The 17,659-nt window shown below is 68.4% G+C and carries 18 protein-coding genes; 8 read left to right on the top strand and 10 right to left on the bottom strand.

The window, feature by feature from the left end; genetic code table 11:
• The coding region (locus D3261_RS14555; protein ID WP_120073573.1) for a DUF2298 domain-containing protein at positions 1-1,913 on the top strand (1,913 nt) is incomplete at its 5' end.
• 13 nt (positions 1,914-1,926) lie between these two features.
• Here the strand turns inward: D3261_RS14555 and D3261_RS14550 are convergent.
• Both D3261_RS14550 and D3261_RS14545 read right to left on the bottom strand, forming a co-directional pair.
• Positions 1,927-2,673, bottom strand: a complete 747-nt coding sequence (locus D3261_RS14550) for a 4-phosphopantoate--beta-alanine ligase (RefSeq protein ID WP_120073567.1) — start codon at positions 2,671-2,673, stop codon at positions 1,927-1,929.
• 53 nt (positions 2,674-2,726) lie between these two features.
• Entirely contained in the window at positions 2,727-3,587 is an 861-nt protein-coding gene (locus tag D3261_RS14545) for a pantoate kinase (protein WP_120073565.1), read from the bottom strand.
• A gap of 217 nt (positions 3,588-3,804) precedes the next feature.
• On the opposite strand from D3261_RS14545, the gene D3261_RS14540 reads away from it, so the two are divergent.
• On the top strand, positions 3,805-4,800 hold the full coding sequence (locus tag D3261_RS14540) for a formate/nitrite transporter family protein (RefSeq protein ID WP_120073564.1): 996 nt from the start codon (positions 3,805-3,807) through the stop codon (positions 4,798-4,800).
• Between the two features lie 23 nt (positions 4,801-4,823).
• On the opposite strand, the gene D3261_RS14535 is transcribed toward D3261_RS14540, so the two are convergent.
• Together D3261_RS14535 and D3261_RS20085 are read right to left on the bottom strand one after the other, a co-directional pair.
• Positions 4,824-6,011 carry an inorganic phosphate transporter gene (locus tag D3261_RS14535; protein WP_120073562.1) on the bottom strand — a complete coding sequence of 396 codons (1,188 nt, stop codon included), beginning with the start codon at positions 6,009-6,011 and terminating at the stop codon, positions 4,824-4,826.
• Entirely contained in the window at positions 6,012-6,176 is a 165-nt protein-coding gene (locus D3261_RS20085; protein WP_158589401.1) for a hypothetical protein, read from the bottom strand.
• A gap of 90 nt (positions 6,177-6,266) precedes the next feature.
• On the opposite strand from D3261_RS20085, the gene D3261_RS14530 reads away from it, so the two are divergent.
• A complete protein-coding gene (locus D3261_RS14530) occupies positions 6,267-6,569 on the top strand; it encodes a UPF0175 family protein (RefSeq protein WP_120073560.1) in 303 nt (100 codons plus the stop codon).
• A complete protein-coding gene (locus D3261_RS20390; RefSeq protein ID WP_199694020.1) occupies positions 6,566-7,108 on the top strand; it encodes a hypothetical protein in 543 nt (180 codons plus the stop codon). Before D3261_RS14530 ends, D3261_RS20390 begins: the two co-directional genes overlap by 4 nt.
• 69 nt (positions 7,109-7,177) lie before the next feature.
• On the opposite strand, the gene aspS is transcribed toward D3261_RS20390, so the two are convergent.
• The gene (aspS, locus tag D3261_RS14520; RefSeq protein WP_120073558.1) at positions 7,178-8,476 is read right to left on the bottom strand and encodes an aspartate--tRNA(Asn) ligase; all 1,299 of its coding nucleotides are present in this window, start codon (positions 8,474-8,476) and stop codon (positions 7,178-7,180) included.
• Positions 8,477-8,600: 124 nt separating this feature from the next.
• Between aspS and D3261_RS14515 the strand changes: the two genes are divergently transcribed.
• Positions 8,601-9,704 carry a zinc-binding dehydrogenase gene (locus tag D3261_RS14515; RefSeq protein ID WP_120073556.1) on the top strand — a complete coding sequence of 368 codons (1,104 nt, stop codon included), beginning with the start codon at positions 8,601-8,603 and terminating at the stop codon, positions 9,702-9,704.
• A gap of 92 nt (positions 9,705-9,796) precedes the next feature.
• On the opposite strand, the gene D3261_RS14510 is transcribed toward D3261_RS14515, so the two are convergent.
• The 3 genes from D3261_RS14510 to D3261_RS14500 are packed head-to-tail and all read right to left on the bottom strand — an operon-like array spanning position 9,797 to position 12,471.
• Positions 9,797-11,140 carry an amidohydrolase gene (locus tag D3261_RS14510; RefSeq protein ID WP_120073554.1) on the bottom strand — a complete coding sequence of 448 codons (1,344 nt, stop codon included), beginning with the start codon at positions 11,138-11,140 and terminating at the stop codon, positions 9,797-9,799.
• A 6-nt stretch (positions 11,141-11,146) separates the two neighbouring features.
• The gene (locus tag D3261_RS14505; RefSeq protein WP_233554003.1) at positions 11,147-11,611 is read right to left on the bottom strand and encodes a hypothetical protein; all 465 of its coding nucleotides are present in this window, start codon (positions 11,609-11,611) and stop codon (positions 11,147-11,149) included.
• Positions 11,608-12,471 carry a DUF3100 domain-containing protein gene (locus tag D3261_RS14500; RefSeq protein ID WP_233554002.1) on the bottom strand — a complete coding sequence of 288 codons (864 nt, stop codon included), beginning with the start codon at positions 12,469-12,471 and terminating at the stop codon, positions 11,608-11,610. Before D3261_RS14500 ends, D3261_RS14505 begins: the two co-directional genes overlap by 4 nt.
• A 287-nt stretch (positions 12,472-12,758) precedes the next feature.
• Here D3261_RS14500 and D3261_RS14495 point away from each other — a divergent pair, with 287 nt between their 5' ends.
• The 3 genes from D3261_RS14495 to D3261_RS14485 are packed head-to-tail and all read left to right on the top strand — an operon-like array spanning position 12,759 to position 16,019.
• Positions 12,759-13,286, top strand: coding sequence for an NAD-binding protein (locus tag D3261_RS14495; RefSeq protein ID WP_120073552.1), 528 nt, complete (start codon positions 12,759-12,761; stop codon positions 13,284-13,286).
• Positions 13,283-15,451: an amino acid permease gene (locus D3261_RS14490; RefSeq protein WP_120073551.1), complete on the top strand. Its 2,169-nt coding sequence runs from the start codon at positions 13,283-13,285 to the stop codon at positions 15,449-15,451. The genes D3261_RS14495 and D3261_RS14490 overlap by 4 nt, the downstream gene beginning before the upstream one ends.
• Before the next feature lie 52 nt (positions 15,452-15,503).
• Positions 15,504-16,019 carry an Lrp/AsnC family transcriptional regulator gene (locus D3261_RS14485; protein ID WP_120073549.1) on the top strand — a complete coding sequence of 172 codons (516 nt, stop codon included), beginning with the start codon at positions 15,504-15,506 and terminating at the stop codon, positions 16,017-16,019.
• A 36-nt stretch (positions 16,020-16,055) separates the two neighbouring features.
• On the opposite strand, the gene D3261_RS14480 is transcribed toward D3261_RS14485, so the two are convergent.
• Together D3261_RS14480 and D3261_RS14475 are read right to left on the bottom strand one after the other, a co-directional pair.
• On the bottom strand, positions 16,056-16,901 hold the full coding sequence (locus D3261_RS14480; RefSeq protein WP_147464981.1) for a hypothetical protein: 846 nt from the start codon (positions 16,899-16,901) through the stop codon (positions 16,056-16,058).
• A 51-nt stretch (positions 16,902-16,952) separates the two neighbouring features.
• On the bottom strand, positions 16,953-17,657 hold the full coding sequence (locus D3261_RS14475; protein WP_120073546.1) for a phosphoglycerol geranylgeranyltransferase: 705 nt from the start codon (positions 17,655-17,657) through the stop codon (positions 16,953-16,955).
• Between the last annotated feature and the right edge of the window lie 2 nt (positions 17,658-17,659).

Raw genomic sequence — 17,659 nt, 5'->3', positions numbered from 1 at the left:
CCCTCCCGCCCGAGGACATGTGGTTCTCGGGGGAGGCGGTGATCTACTACTACGGCGGCCACCTCCTCACCTCGATGCTGAGCCGGCTGCTCGACGTCCACCCGTGGTACGGCTTCAACCTCTCGATGGCGGGCCTCTACGGTGCGCTCGCGGCGGGGGTCTACGAACTCGCCGGCGCGGTCTCGGTGGGCCGGCGGCTCGACCGTGCGAAGGAGACTCTCGGGGGAAAGACGCTTTCGAAGCGCAACACGACGCGGGCCCTCGCGGGCGTGACGGCGGTCTTCTTCGCCGTGGGCGCGGCGAACCTCGCGACGGCCGTTCGACTGGTCGTCCGCCGGTTACCGTCGGGGCTCCGGGAGCCCGCGGCGGGTGCGCTCGCGTCCGTGCACACCCAGTTCGCGGCCGAGGCGATACTGACCCCCATCGCCTCGAACTACTACTTCAAGAGCGCGGGCCGGATCATGGCCGACCTCTACAACCCGTTCCCGCTGTTCGCCATCGTCCGGGGCGACCTCCGGCCGTACGCCGTGAGCACGCCGTTTCTCGTCGTCGTGGTCGGGCTCTGCTATGCCTACTACCGGACCCCCGAGACCCAGCGCCGTCGGCGGCAGGTCCTGCTGTTCGGCGCGATACCGGTCGTCGTCGGGTTCATCGTCACCGTCAACACCTGGGGGCTCGCGGTTGCCGGCGGCGTGGTCTGGCTCACGCTCACGTTCGCGCCGGCCCGCCTCCGAAGCCTTCTACCATCGAGGGCGGCCGCCGACCTCTCGCCGTACGTCGAACGGGCGACGACCGGTCGGGCATCGGCGGCGCTCGCCCGCCTCGTCGGCGCGCTCGTGGCGGCGGGCGTCGTGGGGGTTCTCGGGATCGTCGCGGCGCTACCGTTCGTCTTCGGTCCGCTCAGCAGCGGTCCCTCGACCCCGGTCGCGACGGTCGCGGCGGGTGCGCGCAGCCCGCTCGGCTCGCTCCTCCTGATCCACGGGGCGTTCCTCGCGGTGTTCGTCGCCTACTACGTCGCACGGGTTCGCGAGCGCTGGCAGACCCCGGCCGCCGTCGCCGTACTGCTCTGGTTCGTCGCGGTCGTCGTGCTGGTGCCCGCCGCGCTCGCCCCGATCGCGCTGTTCGGCGTGCTGCTCGCCGCCGGCTGGTACTTCGTCGCGACCGACCGGACGGGTTTCGAGGGCGTCCTCGTTGTCGCGGGGCTCGGGCTCGTCCTCCTCGCCGAAGTCGTCTACATCAAGGAGGGCGGCGGTACCCGGTTCAACACCGTCGTGAAGACCTACATGCCGGCGTGGGTGCTCTGGGCGAGCGCGGTCGGCGTGATCCTCCCCCGGCTCGTCCGCGGTCGCCGGCGCTGGTCGTGGTCGCGCCGTCAGGTGCTCGCGGGCGCGCTCGCGGGCGTGCTCGTGCTCTCGACCGCGACGTTCGGCGGGGTCGCGTTCACGAGTCACTTCGCGAACTCGCCGGTCGAGGAGCCGACGCTCGACGGGCTGGCGGCGGCCGAGAACAACGTCCCCGGCCAGGTCGCGGGGATCGAGTGGCTCGACGACCGGTCGGGTCGGCCGACCATCGTCTCGGCCGCCAGCCCCTACATCTACCGCTGGAGCGCCGCACCGGCGGCGAGCCTCACCGGTCTGCCGACCGTGATCGGGGTGCCACACGAGATCCAGTACCGGGGCTGGACGGCCTACGCGGATCGGGTGCGAGCCGTCAACACGATCTACCTCGGGACCGACGAACAGCGCGTCGCGCTGCTCGACCAGTACGGCGTCGAGTACGTCTACGTCAGCCCGACCGAACGCATCCGCTACGGCGACGTCGAACCGTTCGACGACCTCCAGGGTGTTCGGGTGGCCTATCAAGAGGATAGCGTCACGATCTACGCCGTCAACCAAAGTCGGTTGGCGACGTAGCCGGAACCCGACCTCAGTCCAACTGCCCCGACCGGATCGCCCGTTCAGCGTCGGCGAGCGCCGCCTCGCGGTCGAAGTTTTCGATTATCGCGTCCCACTCCTCGGGTCGGTCGCGGAGGTCGCGGGCGTGCTCGGTGATGGCCGGGAGCGCACGGACGAGGTTGTCGACCACCGGGACGGCGGCAGCCTGCGGGGAGCGCGACAGCGGGTTGAGGTCCACCACGATCTCGGTCTTCCCCATCTCCGCGAGCGCCGCGGCGCGGTCGCCGTCTTCCAGGGGAACCAACACCACGTCGGCGGCACCGATCCCGTCGGCATCGACCTTGCCGCGCTCGTGGGAGAGACCGGGGATCCGGGCGTCGGCGGTGAGTCCCTTCACCTCGCTCGCCCCGTGGTCGCGGAGGTGGTCGGCGATCGCGTTCATCCGCGCCTCGGTTCGATTGAAGAGGTTGACCTCGATCGCCGCACCCGTCGCGTCGGCGAGGTCGACCACCGCCTCGGGCGCGAGCGCGGCGACGTTGCCGTTGACGGAGACCACGGGCGACTCCGCGCGGAGGAGGTGAGCGGCGGCGGCGCGCTCGGCGGCGGCGGCGCTCTCGATGGTTCGTTCGCCGATGAGGTAGTCGAAGGCCTCGCCGCGGCCCTCCGCGATCAGTCCCTGTCGACTCGTGATCCCGGCGTCGATGCCGGCCTCGATCCGGTGGCGGGTCCGGAGCGACGTGCTCCGGGGATGGTCGTCGGGGACCGCCGTGTGGCTCATACCGCGAATTCGTGATGAATCGGGAAAAACCGACCGTTCCGTGCGCCGGGCGGTCAGACCAACCGCGCGCCGCACGGGTCGACCTCGCAGACGACCGGGTCGTAGCCCGCCGCCGAGAGGCCGTCGCCGAGCGCAATCACTGTATCGCCGAGCATCGCCATCGCGGCCTCGCCACCCGTCTCGCGGACCGCCTCGATGGCCGCCTCGACCGGTGGGGTGAGCAGGTCGGCCTCGATCGCGAACGACCGCGAGAGCGCCAGCGCGCGCGGGAGTGTCGGTTCGTCGAGCAGCGCGTCGAGCGCGCGCTCGCCCGCCGCCGAGAGGGTCCCGACGTCGCCGCCGATGATCTCGTCGGTCGAGCGCCCGCCAAACGAGACGTACTCGATCCGGGTTTCGGGTACCGAGAGCCCGTCGAGACGGTTCACCGCGGGCGCGCCGGGTGCGAGTCGGACCGGGACCCCACCGCGGGCCTGGGCCACGACATCCCCGAGGCCGGTTCCCGCCTCGACCTCGGCGGCGTGGGCCACCCCGACGAGTTCGTTCTCGGTGAGCGCGAGGCCGTCCGCGGCGTTCGCGACGAGCGCGGTCCCGAGCGCCGCGCCGCCGGAGACCCCGAAGCCAGCGCTGACGGGGACGGAGGTCTCGACGACCGCGCGTGCCGTGACCCCGAGCGCGTCGAGCGTGCGGGTCACGGCCTCCATCTCGATCGGGTCGCCGTCGAGGACCACCGCAGGCTCGTCGGCGGGAACGAGCTCGACCGTCACGCCGTCGGTGAGCGCGAGGCCGACGCCTCGGGACCCCGTCTTTCGAGGGTCCTCGTGGCGGTGGACGCTGAAGAACCCCGTGACATGACCGGGGACGAACGCCCGGAGTCGGTCGGTCGTGGCGCTCCCCCGGGCACGGCTCCGCGTCATATCCCAGCCTCGGCGGCGGCCGGGATAAGCCGCCCGTTCGGGCGTCGGGTCGGTCCGCTCGATAGGGGTCCCGTCCGGTGGAATCGCCTGCACCCGCCGGCGATAGTGCTATGTATCGATCGGCTCTTTTTCCCCGCTACCGAATGCCGGGATCGAAACCAACGGAACCATCCCTCCAGCGTCGGGACGGCGAGCGGTATCCCCCGGAGGCGCGTGCGTGTCGGTGAACGACGGCGACCCCGGGGACGACGACCGGACCCGGGAGGGTTCGACCGAGGCACCCGACGACGGGGACCCGATCCGCGAGTCCACCGGCCACGCCGCCTCCGGCGCGCCGAACGCGGGCTGGGCGATCGGCGACCGCTTCTCCTCGGAGGAGATCTTCCAGCGCGTGCTCGCCACCGCCGACGAGGAGGTCTCGACCGGCGCGCGCGAACTCCTCTTCAGCGGCCTCGCGGCGGGGTTCGCCATCGTGCTCACGTTCGTCGCCCACGCCGCGCTGACGGCGTACTTCCCCGAGAACACCCTGCTCGCCTCGTTGCTCTACCCGATCGGCTTCATCTACATCATCCTCGGGCGCTACCAGCTCTACACCGAGAACACCCTGCCCCCCGTGGCGCTCGTGCTCGCCCGCCTCGCCAGCCTCCCGCTGATGCTCCGGGTCTGGGTCATCGTCCTCGTCGGGAACGTCCTCGGGGCGGGCCTCGGCGTGTTCGTGCTCGCCCACACCCACGTGCTCTCGCCACCGGCGATGGCGGCCGCCGCGGAGTTCACCCAGTCGGGTCTCGAAACCGGCTGGTGGGACCTCTTCTTCAAGGCGGTGTTCGCGGGCTGGCTGGTCGCGGGCGTCGTGTGGCTCGGCCACGCCGTCCGGGACTCGATCGCCCGTCTGCTCCTGATCTACGTCGTCTTCTACACCATCGTCGCCACCGAGCTCTACCACGTCGTCGTCACCGCCGCCGACGCGCTGTTCGCGGTCTTCATCGGCGACGCCGGGCTGTTCGCGGTGTTCGCCGAGTTCTGGCTGCCGGTGTTGCTCGGCAACACCGTCGGCGGGGTCGTGCTCGTGGCGCTGGTGAACTACGGCCAGACCGAACGCCGGCGGTTTCCCGAGATCCGCCAGCTCTCGACCCGCGAGTGGCTGTTCAGCTGGCGGGGCGGTCGCGACCGCGACCCGATCGACGTGGAGCAGGCGGGCCCCGAGAACGACTGAGATCCCTCGGTCGGGCTCCGGCTTCAGAGCAACTCGACGACGGTGATGATCCCGTAGCCGAGCCCCAGCGCGAGCGCCAGCGAGCCGATCCAGGCGAGGACCGTATAGCCCATCTTCGCGCCGCTGACGCCCGCTCCGCCCGCCGCGTAGCCGCTCCCTACCACGGCACTCACGATGATCTCGTTGAACGAGACCGGGATCCCGAAGACCACGGCGGCCTGTGCGATCGCGAACGAGGGGATCAGCGCCGCGATGGACCGTCGGGGACCGAGCGAGGAGTAGTCCTGAGCGATCGCCTTGATCATCCGCGGCGCGCCCATCCACGACCCCACGAGGAGCCCGAGGCCACCGAAGACCAGCAGCCCCACCAGGGGGAGCGTCACCGGCAACGACGCTTCCTGTACCGCCGCGAGCAACGGCCCGACCGCGAGCCCGACCTGGCTCCCACCGGCCGAGAACGCCACGAGACCGCCGAGCACGAGCAGGAACCGGCGTTCGGCACCTTCCGCACCGCCCGACATATCGTAGGCCAGCAGCCCCGCGGCGACGACCGCGGCGACGACCGAGACCAACGCGATACCGACCGACGACGACATCGAGAGGTCGCGGGTTGCCGCGACCGCGATCGACGCGCCGCCGTCCGGCCCGAGCAGGGTGAAGGGGATGTTGGCGACGATGAGACCGATGACCGCCCCCAGGGCGGGGACGCTGTAGCGCTCCGAGATCCGTTCGTCCCGGAGCAGCCGCGCGGTGGCGTAGGCGACCCCGCCGCCGACAAACGGGGTGAGCACCCAGAGCGCGCCGATCTCGATGTACTTCGGCCAGACCGGGGTCCCGCCGAGGCCGAGGCCGACGCCGATGACCGCCCCGGTCACCGTGAACGCGGTGGCGATCGGGTAGCCGGTGAAGATGCCGACCGCCACGAGGACCGCCGCGAGCAACAACAACACCGTCGCGGCCGTCGGCGACAGCGTGAGCCCGCCGACCAACCCCGTGCCGACTGCGTCCGCGACGTTCGCGCCCTGGAGGACCGCGCCGAGCAGCCCGAGGATCCCCACCAGGAAGCCCGCGCGCATCACCGAGATGGCGCGTGCGCCGACCGCCGGCGCGAACGGGGTCGACCCCGACGACCCCGCACCGATCGTCCAGGCCATGAAGAAACTCGCGAGCACCGCGACGAGGAGGATGGCTATCGTCCCGAGCGCAACCATCTACGTCGCGTCCTCCCCATCGACGGCAGCCCGCCACCCGTCGCCGCCGAACACTACATCACTCATCGAGATACTGTTCAGCGCCTCCGAACAAACGTCCGTCGCCGGCACCCGCATGGTCTTGCTGTCGGCATCAGCGGCGAAGTGATAGGGCTGTCGAACCACGGAAGCCGTGAAAGCGCTCGCAGGGGACGGTCGTTCGTTTCCGGTTGACCCACAGACTGATTACCGAATACGTTCTAGCACAGCGCATACATGCCGTCGATAAGCGCTCGGATCCCCGACGAGGAGCGCGAAACCCTGGAGGAGGTCGCCGACCTGCTGGGCGAGGACCGGAGTACGACCATCCGAAAGGCGCTCCAGGCAGGTCTTTCGGACCTCCGGACCCGTGTCGCGGTTGAGCAGTATCAAACCGGGGAGGTCTCAGTGAACCAGGCCGCGCGGATAGCTGGTGTTTCGCTCGGCGAGTGGCTGCAGATCGCCCGCGACCGGAACCTGACGACCCAACTCTCACCGGAGGACCTAGAACGCGATGCCGACGCCGCGCGAGAGTTATGATCCTCGTCGATGCAACGACGCTTCTCTCGCTTGGAACCATCGGCGAGCTGGACTTGCTATTGAACTTCGATCGAGCGCCAGCGGTGCTTCCCGCCGTCGACGACGAAGTCGTGACCGAACCAGCACGGACCAACCTCGACCGATTCTACGACCACGACAGCGTCCGCGCTCCCTCGGACGGATTCGTTTTGTCTAACGAACGGACTGAGAACGCGAGACGGGAAACGGAACGAATTCTCGGCCAGTCCGAGGTCGACGGCGACTTCGAGATCGTCCTCGCAGTTCTCGTCGAAACCAACGCCGACCGTTCCGTCGGGGTGGTCTCCGACGACCGACGAGTTCGGACCATCGCGAACGGGCTCGGCGCGATTGTGACGGGAACGGTCGGTGTCGTCGTCCGCGCGGTCGAGGAAGGGCTACCACCGAACGATGGAAAAGACCTGATCCGGGCGATCGACCGGCATGGGTTACACATGACCGGTGAGCTACGCGAGACCGCGGACGAACTCATCGAAGATGCCGCAACCAGCTCCGAGTGATTACGGGCGCAGTCGCTGCCTGTCATGCGAGACTCGCCCCGTTCGTCCCGCTGGCTCCCAGCGTCTTCGTCAGGGACTCAGACGCTGGCGATCTCGCGGGAACAGAACCGCCTCACGGATGTTCGGCAGGTCGAGCATCGTCATCACGAGGCGCTCGCCACCGATCGCCCAGCCAGCGTGGGGCGGCATCCCGTACTTGAACATCTTGGTGTAGTACTCGAAGGCCTCGGGGTCGAGCCCCTGCTGTTCGAAGCCCTCGACGAGCTGGTCGTAACGGTGCTCACGCTGGCCACCCGAGACGAGCTCCATCGAGGGGGCCATCATGTCGAAGCCCGTCGAGAGTTCGCCGTCCTCGTGGTCCATGATGTAGAACGGCTTGATCTCGCTCGGCCAGTCGGTGATGAAGTAGTGGCCGTCGACGTCCGCGCCGAGCGCGCGCTCGCCCTCGGTGGGGAGGTCGTCGCCCCACTCCAGCTGCTCGTCGAGCTCGCCGGTCGCGTTGATCCGCTCGATGGCCTCCTCGTAGCTCAATCGCGGGAAGGCTTCCTCGGGGACCTCGAAGTCCTCGTAGCCGAGGGTTTCGAGCTGGCTCTCACAGTTCTCGGCGACGGCCTCGTAGGCCGACCGGACCACGTGCTCGCAGGCGTCCATCGCCTCCTCGTGGTCGATGAAGGCCGACTCGAAGTCGATCGAGGTGGCCTCGTTGAGGTGGCGGGGCGTGTTGTGCTCCTCCGCCCGGAAGATCGGGCCGATCTCGAAGACCCGCTCCAGACCGCTCCCGACCATCAGCTGTTTGAACAGCTGCGGGGACTGGTTCATGAACGCCTCGCGCCCGAAGTAGGTGATCGGGAAGAGCTCGGTCCCGCCCTCCGTGCCCGTGGCGACGATCTTCGGGGTGGTGATCTCCGTCCCACCCAACTCGCGGAACGCCTCGCGGGCCGCTCTGAGAACCTCGGCGCGGATCTCGAAGATCGCCTTGGCCTCGTCGCGTCGGAGGTCGAGGGTGCGGTTGTCGAGCCGCGTCGGAAGCTCGGCGTCGACCTTCTCCGAGGGGTCGAGCGGGAGGCCGGGTTCGGCGGGCGCGAGGACCTCCACCGACTCGGGCACCATCTCGACGTCCGTCGGCGCGCGTTCCTCCTCCTCGACCGCGCCAGTAACTGAAACGACGCTCTCGCGGCTCACCTCGGTCCCCGTCTCGACGAGGTCGTCGTCCATCGCGTCCTTCTCGAACTTGACCTGGATCTTCCCCGTGCGGTCGCGCACGATCAGGAAGGCGATCCCGCCCAGGTCGCGGATCTCGTGGGCCCAGCCAGCGATCGTCACCGTCTCGCCCGGCTCCGCCGCAGCCGTCTCGGTTCGGTCGTTCATACACGGGATGCGAAGCCGTGGTTGTAAACGCCGTCGATTTCGACGGATCCCCCGCGGTCGGAACACGAGCGGCGAACGGGCCCGAACCCGACCCGTTTTAGCCCGCCGAACGGTGTGTTCACCCGTGCCATCCACAACCCACGGGCGCGTCGTCTCGCTCGAATCGCCGAAGGTCGTCGAGACGAACAGCTACGAGCTGCCGACGCCGGAGCCGGGGGCCGTCCTCACCGAGGTCGTCCGGGCCAACATCTGTGGCTCCGAACTCCACATCTGGTCGGGGAACCACCCGCTCATCACCGACGGCAGCCTCGGCCACGAAGCCCTCTGTCGCGTAGTCGAGCTCGGAGACGGGGTAACGACCGATCGGGCTGGGGAACCCATCGAGGAAGGGGACTACATCGCCCCCGCCTACTTCATTACGTGTGGGCGGTGTGCGTACTGCGGCCGGGGCCAGTTCGGCCAGTGCGAGAACGCCTACCGGGAGTGGTCGAAGAACCCGACTGAGCACCCACACTTCACGGGGACGTTCGCGACCCACTACTACGTCAGCCCCGACCAGTACTTCTACCGCGTGCCCAAGGGCGTGGGCGACAAGGCAGCCGCGAGCGCGAACTGTGCACTCTCGCAGGTCCTCTTCGGCTTCGACGAAGTCGGACTGAGCCACGACGACACCGTCGTGGTGCAGGGCGCGGGCGGGCTCGGGCTGAACGCGCTCGCCGTCGCGACCGAGAGCGGAGCCGAGACCATCGCCATCGACGGCGTCGAGCAGCGTCTCGACTTGGCACGGCGGTTCGGTGCCGACCACACCATCGACATGGACGAGTTCGGAACCGTCGAGGAGCGCGCCGAACGGGTTCGGGAGCTGACCGGCGGGCTCGGTGCGGACGTCGCCGTCGAGGTCACCGGCGTCCCCGACGCGTTCAGCGAGGGAATCGAATTACTCCGGAAGGGCGGGCGCTACCTCGAGATGGGGAACATCGTGCCCGGCGAGACCACCGACTTCGACCCGGGAAAGATGACGCGCAAATCCATCGACGTCGTCTCGACGATGCGCTACGACCCGTGGTACCTCCGCGAGGCGCTCGAATTCCTGGCGGTTCACGAGGACGACTACCCGTTCGCGGACCTGCTCGACGCCGACTTCGCGCTCGACGACGTTCAGGAGGCGCTTCGGGCGTCCAACGACCGCAGCGTGACGCGGGGCTCGCTGGTTCCTGAGCGCGACTGAGCCGGCGATCGGCCGGCGGAATCGGGGTGAGTACCGATCTGGAGGATCGCTACGACCACGTCGCGGCGGGCGACCCGAGCGGGAGGCCGCGTTCAGGACAGGTACTCGCCGGTGACCGTTCGACGCATCCCTCTGACGAGCTCCAGATATTCCTCGGGGGTGTGTTTCCCGCGTTTCGCCCGCCGGATCGACGCCTTCGCCTCGTCGTCGGCGAGGAGGTCGACGACCATGCAGGCCGTGAGCTTCGCCGGGATGACGTAGGCCATCTCCTCGTCGACGGCCCGGAACTCGGGGGTGTGTGGCGTGCCCTCGAACCCGCCGATCATCGGGTGAACACCCGGAACCACCTGGGTGACATCGCCCATATCGGTCGAACCCGTCGTGTGGGGGTCGCTGGTGTCGATCGCCTCGGCCCCGAGTTCGGCGACCGCGTTCGCCTCGTAGGCCTCGATCATCGTCTCGTCGGTCTCGAACGGGAGATAGCCGGGATAGTCCTCGATCGTCACGTCGGCCCCGACGGCCATCGCGCCGCTTTCGAGCGCCCGGTTGACGGCCGTGTTCGCCTCGGTGACCGCCTCGGTGGTTCTCGCACGGGTGTACGACTCCATGCGTACGTCCGCCGGCACGACGTTGACGCCGTCGCCGCCCTTCGTGAGGATCGGGTGGACCCGAACGTTGTCCTCGTCGGCGAACGTCTCGCGCTGGGCGTGGACCGCGTTCATCCCGAGCATCGCGGCGTTCAGGGCGTTGGTGCCCTCCTCGGGGGCCGCGCCGGCGTGCGAGGAACGGCCGCGGTACGTGACGAACTTCCCGACGAACCCGTTCGTCGACGACCGGGTGAGGACCTCCCGACCGGGCGTGTCGGCGTCGGCGTGGACCATCGTCGCGCAGTCGACGTGGTCGAAGTAGCCCCGTTTGATCAGTTCCTGTTTGCCCCCGAGGAACTCGATCTCCTCGCCGACCAGCGACCGACGGTACTCCAAGTCGAGATACTCCTCGGCGGGGACCGCGAGGAACTCGACGGCACCGTCGAGTTCGTCGAGCAGTCCGGTGGCAGTGAGCCCGTAGGCGGTGCCGACCAGGTTCGCCAGCTGGGCGTGGTGACCACAGGCGTGACAGGCCCCGGTCTCGGGGTCGGCCATCGGGTGTTCCCAGTTGACGAGTGCATCGAGTTCGCCGAGCACGGCGACCGTGAACGAGTCCTCGTCGGGTTCGGTTTCGCCGGGAATAGTGGCACGCGCCCCCGTGATGGCGAGGTCGCGCTCGACGGCGAGCCCCATCCCCTCGAAGGCGTCGACGACCTTCGTGGTCGTCGCGTGTTCCTTGTAGCCGAGCTCCGGCTCCGCCGCGACGGCCCTCGCCAGGTCGATGAGGTCGTCCCGATGCTCGTCGATCGCCGCACAGACCGCTTCCTTTGTGGTTTCGGTTGGTGTCATTCGATATCAGATGAGTCCTTGGTAGCTCAGGATGGCCTGGGCGATCAGCGCGGAGCCGACGAACGTGCCCGTGAACGCACAGATGGCCACGACCACGATCTTCCAGCTCATTCGTTTCATGCTCGTCACCTGGAGCCCGATGGAGAGCCCGGCGTAGGCGAGGATCGGGGTCGTGGTCGCGAGGAACTGAACCGGGTCCGTCAGCGAGAGCACGAGTTCTTGAACCGGTGAGAACGGGAGCGAGAGCACCAGCCCGATCACCGTCGCGTACGCGAACGCGGGGAATTCGAGCGGGACGTGCCGTCCCAAGAGCAGGGAGACGAAGCCGATGACGGCGATGAGCGCCATGCCGGGGGCGGCCTCGACCGGGCTGATCCCGTAGCCGATGGCGTTCCCGACGACGGTCACGACGCCGATGACCACGAGCATCTTCGCGATGTTGGCCTCGAAGGTCGGCGATTCGAGCGTCACGCGTCCTCACCTCCGACGAGCGGCCGTGCGAAGGCGTACAGCCGGTTGATCAGCGGGAGGGAGACGAAGATCAGGACGTAGATCCCGGTGAGGGCCGTGAGGAGGTTGCTCGTCGCGGCGAACGCGAGGATCCGCTCGGCCGACACCCCGCTCACCGCCTCCGCGAGCGAACTCGAACACGCGGTCATCATGCTCGCACTCCCCATCCCGCAGGCCATCGAGAGCGCCAGCGGGTGGAGACCCGTGATCGGCGCGAGCCCGCCGAGCAGCCCGAAGAAGATGGTCCCGAAGACGGTGCCCGTGAGGTAGACGCCGATGACACCCCGGCCCTCGGGCGATTCGATCCCGTAGCGCTCGGTGACGACGGCGAAGGTCGCCTCGCGGGCGATGCTCACCGCGCCGCCGATCGCCTCCCGGCGCAGACCGAGCAACAGCGCGACCGGCAGCGCGATGAAGATCGTCCCGAGGTTCCCGAGCTCCTGGAGCAGGAACGCCGGACCCGCACTGACCAGATTGTTGAACTCCGGACCGACCTGCGTTCCGTACTTGACCGCCAGCGGCATCAACGCGACCGTCAGCAGCGGGGCGCTGACCTCGCTGACGTCCTTCGAGACGACCGCCCGAAGGGGCTGGAGATACCGACCGAGCACGCTGTAGCTGACGAGGATACCGATGACGACCGCGTACAGCAGCGGAAGCAACACCACCTGACCCGGCCCGACGCCGAACTGGTGACTCCCGATCAGTTCGGACACGACGACGATCGCCAGCACCGTGAGGTGCGTCCGCAGATGTATCGACCACCGACCGGCGGTGCGGATCGGCTCCCACACCCCGGACCCCGGTTCGTCATTCGCCACACCGTACCTCCGTGGTAGACAGTTTCAACCTCATCGCTACGATGGTCGGCGATCCTGTCGGGTATGACTCTTTCCATACTGTCCCGGCGATTTCGTCCAATTATTTAATCTTTCGTGAATATATCCGATCGTATGTTTTCGGCCGATGGTGGTGTTCCGACCGATAGCGTCGCGAGTCGTCCGGACCATCCTCCACGGTCGAACACACATATTCTGCTGAAAACGCAGAATAACCGTATTTCTTATCACGATTCGTTTCCATAGGCCAGTATGGAAAACGATTCAACATGGTAGCGGTCGTCGTGGTGGTCGACAGGGGTGGACCCATCGGCGGCGCGCTCGCGTCGCGAATCGTCGACGACACCGGCCAGGTGATCTTCCTCGACGGAAACGAACACGCGGTCGAGCGGGCGAGCGATGCGGGGGTCGACGCCCGAACGGTGGACAGCAGCCGGGCCGGCGTGTTCGACGGGGACGGCATCGAACGCGCCGACCTCGGGCTGGTGGTCTCGCCCGAGGACGGCCACAACCTCCTGGTCGGACAGTTCCTCCGTCTCAGGGGCGTCGAACGCGTGGTCGGGTTGGTGAACGACCCGGCGAACCTCGACGCGTTCGCGGGGGCCGGGATCGAGCCGGTCTGTGCCACGAGCACGCTGACCGGCGTGCTCGACGCGCGCCGACGTGAGCCGCGAGTTGGGGTCCGGAGCGGGACGACCGAGACCACGGTCGAGCCGCACGAGACGGACGAACCTTCCCGAACCGACGACCGCGAGCGGCTTCGGTCGGACGGCGGACGCGTGAGGCCGAGCGGATGACGAAGGGGCTCGAACGCGACCTCGGTCTGCCGTCGGTGCTCGCGATCAGCATCGGCGCGATGATCGGGAGCGGGATCTTCATCCTGCCCGCCCTCGCGGTGGACATCGCCGGCCCGGCCGTCGTGCTCGCGTACCTCATCGCCGGCCTGCTGGTGGTGCCGGCGGCGCTCTCGAAGTCCGAGATGGCGACCGCGATGCCCGAATCCGGCGGGACCTACCTCTTCATCGAGCGCGGGATGGGCCCGCTGCTCGGGACCGTCGCGGGGCTCGGCACCTGGTTCGCGCTGTCGTTCAAGGGCGCGCTCGCGCTCGTCGGCGGCGTCCCCTACCTGCTCTACCTCTTCGAGGTCCCCCAGTGGATCACGACGCCGCTCGCGCTGACGCTCGCGACGATCCTCGTCGGCATCAACGTGCTCGGCGCGAAACAGACCGGCCAGCTCCAGGTCGTCATCGTCGGCGTGATGCTGGTCGCGCTCGGCTGGTTCGCGCTCGGCGGCCTGCCGTCGGTCTCGCTCACCAACTACGAGGGGTTCTTCGCCAGCGGGACGGGCGGGATCCTCGAAGCTACGGGACTCGTGTTCGTCTCCTACGCGGGCGTGACGAAGGTCGCGAGCGTCGCCGAGGAGATCGAGAACCCCGGACGGAACGTCCCCCTCGGGATCCTCGGCTCGCTCGCGTTCACCACCGTTCTCTACATCCTGATCGTGTTCGTGCTGCTCGGCGTCACCGACCCCAGTACGCTCGGGGACACGAACGCGCCGATGGCGCTCGCCGCGGACGTCGCGCTCGGGCCGATAGGGGTTCTCGCGGTCGTGGTCGCGGCGCTGCTCGCGCTCGTGAGCACGGCCAACGCGGGCGTGCTCTCGTCGTCGCGCTACCCGCTCGCGATGAGCCGCGACAAGCTCGCACCGCCCTCGCTGGGCGAGATCAGCGAGCGGTTCAACACCCCGAGCAACTCGATCACGGTCACGGGGGTCGTCCTGCTCCTCCTGATCGCGTTCGTCCCGATCCAGGACATCGCCAAACTCGCGAGCGCGTTCCAGATCCTCGTCTTCGTGCTGGTGAACGTCGCGCTGATCGCGTTCCGCCGCGGCTCCAAACCCTACGAACCCACCTTCCGCTCGCCGCTCTACCCGTGGGTGCAGATCGCAGGCGTCGTCGGCGGGCTCGTGCTGTTGACACAGATGGGGACGGTTCCGCTGGTCGGCTCGGTGGTCATCACGCTCGCGGGCGTGGCGTGGTACCTCGGCTACGGCCGCCGTCGCGTCGACCGCGAGGGGGCGGCCGTCGACGCCGTGCGCCGCGAGATCGGTCGCCGGAGCGTCGTACGCACCCGGAACGCAATCGCGCCGGCCGGGGGCTACGAGGCGATGGTCGCGGTTCCCGAGACGACCGACCCGGCCCACGAGCGGGGACTGATCGGGGTCGCGGCCGACCTCGCGCGCGTGCAGGACGGTTCGGTGACGGTGGTCCGGTTCGACGAGGTGGCCGACCAAGTGCCGTTGCCCGCGGCCACCGACCCCTCGGAAGGGGACCTGGCCTTCGAGGACCGGATCGAGGCGCTCGAAACCGACTTCGACGTGCCGGTCCGGGCCCACGAGACCGTGAGCCACGACACCCGTCACGCGGTCGCGAACGCCGTCACCGACCGCGACCCCGACGTGCTGGTGCTCGGCTATCGCTCGCGTGGGCTCCGCGACCGGGTGTTCGACTCCGACGCCGACTGGGTGCTCGCCCACACCGACTGTGAGGCGGTCGTCGTGGACGACCCGGAGAACGGGTTCACGGACATCGAAACCGTGACCGTGCTCACGGACGAGGGCCCGTACGACCCGATGAAGGTGGCGGTCGCCGACGCGGTCGCGATGGCACACGACGCGACGGTCCGCTTCGAGTACGCCGTCGACGAGCGTCCCAACGACGCGCGCCAGCGGGCGCTCACCGACTACCACGAGGCGATCGCCGAGGTCTGTTCGGCACCGGTTCGAACCGGCTTCGTCCGGACGGACGGCGGGCGACCCGATGCCGACACCGACGTGTTCGTCGTCGCGGCCGGGAACCGTTCGCTCGTCGCCGATACCGACCGGCCGGTGCTCGTGGTTCGGCCGCGGGGGGCGACACCCACCGGGCGGGTGCGGCAGGCGCTCGAACGCTGGCTGCTGTAGCGTTCGCGACCAACGAGAAACCCTTTCCCGGCCGCGGCCGCCTACCGGTCGTATGCCGTCCCGTGAACTCGACGAGATGGACCGGTACATCATCTATCGGCTCCAGGGCGATGCCCGGAGCACCTCCGCCGCCCAGATCGCCACCGACTACGGCGTCTCGCCGAGCACGGTTCGCAACCGGATCGCGAGCCTCGAAGCCGACGGCGTGATCCGGGGGAGCCACCTCGACGTCGACTACGAGGTGGCGGGCTATCAGCTGTTCACCCTGATCTTCTGCACCGCACCGATACCCGAACGCGAACGGCTCGCGCGCGAGGCGCTCTCGGTTCCGGGGGTGGTCTCGGCGCGCGAACTCATGACCGGCGAGGAGAACGTCCACGTCGTCGCGGTCGGTCGGAACGGCGACGACCTGAGCCGGATCGGTCGGGACCTCTCGGCGCTCGGGCTCGAGATCGTCGAGGAGGAGCTCGTCCACAACGAGTACACCTGTCCGCTCCACTGGTTCGACGAGACGAGCGACCCGGCGGAAGCCTCGGATACGAACGAGACGACGGACGAAAACGAGTAACGCGGACCCGGGTCGGTCGACGGTGTTCGTGTTCGTTCAGGTCGCGTCGCTCACATCGCTTGAGCGATGGTTCGAGGACTCGCCGATGGCTCGCGAGAGCACATCGAGCGCGGTTTCGAACTCCTCGCGGGACCCGAACACAATCGTGGTCGGTACATCCGGGACGCGAAGAACGGCACCGAGCGCACCGACGATCGCCCCGACCGCTCGCATGAACCGCGACTCGTTTTCGACGTCTATCCACGAGAGTTCGATCGTCATCCCGGCGCTGTCGGCGCGGATACGTCGAAGTCCGAGGACGTCGAATCCAGTGTGGGTCGTGGAGGACCGCCGTTCTTCCCACGACGTCGCCGCGATGTCCTCGGGATAGACGTAGAGCAGTCCTTCAGTGACTTCGTACCACCGTTCGCCATCGGTCCAGTGGCCGAGCGTGGCGACCGGGACGAGGAGCGCACCGCGCTCGTCGGCGAGGACCCGAAGGTCGCGTTCGTAACCCGCATCGGCGGCTGAGACGTTCACACGACCGCCGGCCCGATAGAGCCACGCCTCGCTCGTGTGAACCACCAGGTCCCATCGTCGAAATCCCGTATCGAGCAGCGATTCCACTGCTGGTCGGCCCTTGGGAAGTGAGATTCGGTAGCGCTCGCCCGCGATCGGTTCCGTCGTCCACGAAGCCTGGTCGTCGACCCGTTCGAAGCGAGGGTCGGTTGGCGGTTCGTCACGCTCGGGATCGACCGCGACCGTCGCCGCCGTGGCGTAGTCCATTGCGATTCTGGCGGCGTCGTTTCGGAGCGCAGTGCGACCGTCAGCGCGGCGCTGATCGAGGTGGTGGGTTTCCTCACGTTCTTCGGGCGGGCGCTCGTGCGGTCTTCGCTCGACCATCTCACCACCTGTCCGGCGGCGAGCGAGAAAACGTTCCGTGTGATGACCGCGTTAGGCTGCGTCGTTCGCGCCCCGAACCGTCTCGCGAACGGCGTCACAGCCCGCGTCGTGGACGAGGTCGCCCACGATCACGGTGTCGGCGTGGGTTCCCATCTCGTGGGCCGTCTCGTAGTCGTGGACGCCGCCGCCGTAGAACAGGGTGGCCGAGTCCAGCGCGTCGGCCGCGCTCGCGACGATATCGGGGTCGCCGTAGGTACCCGAGTACTCGACGTAGATTATCTCCTGGCCGAACATCCGTTCGGCGACCGTGGCGTAGGCCGCGACCTCCTCGGCGTCGAGGTCACAGTTCGCCTGGGTGTACTCCGCCACCGAGGACTCGGGGTTGAGCACGATGTACGCCTCGGTCCCGGTCCGGTCCCAGTCGATGTCCGAGTCCATCCGAACCCACTCCTTGTGCGCGCCGGTCATCCACGCGATGTCGCCGGCGTTGAAGACGATGGGGACGAGGTAGCCCGAGAGGTCGTCGGAGTGAACGACGGTCGCCGAGATCCCTGGTTCGACGTAGAGCGGGACGTCGTGGGCGGCGCACGCGTCGATCACCGCCTCCATTTTCTCCTCGGTGATGCCCGTCGTCCCGCCGATCTCGATGGCGTCCGTGCCGGTCTCACAGACGTCGTCGTAGGTCTCGCCGTCGACGAGGTCTTTGTCGGGGTCGATCTTCACGATGTGGTTCCACTCGTCCCACGGCCCAGTCATAC

This window comes from Halococcus sp. IIIV-5B, assembly GCF_003602035.1.
Classification (GTDB): Archaea; Halobacteriota; Halobacteria; order Halobacteriales; family Halococcaceae; genus Halococcus; species Halococcus salsus.
Note: the sequence above shows the minus strand (reverse complement) of the source record. Positions and strands in the feature narration are given on the sequence as shown.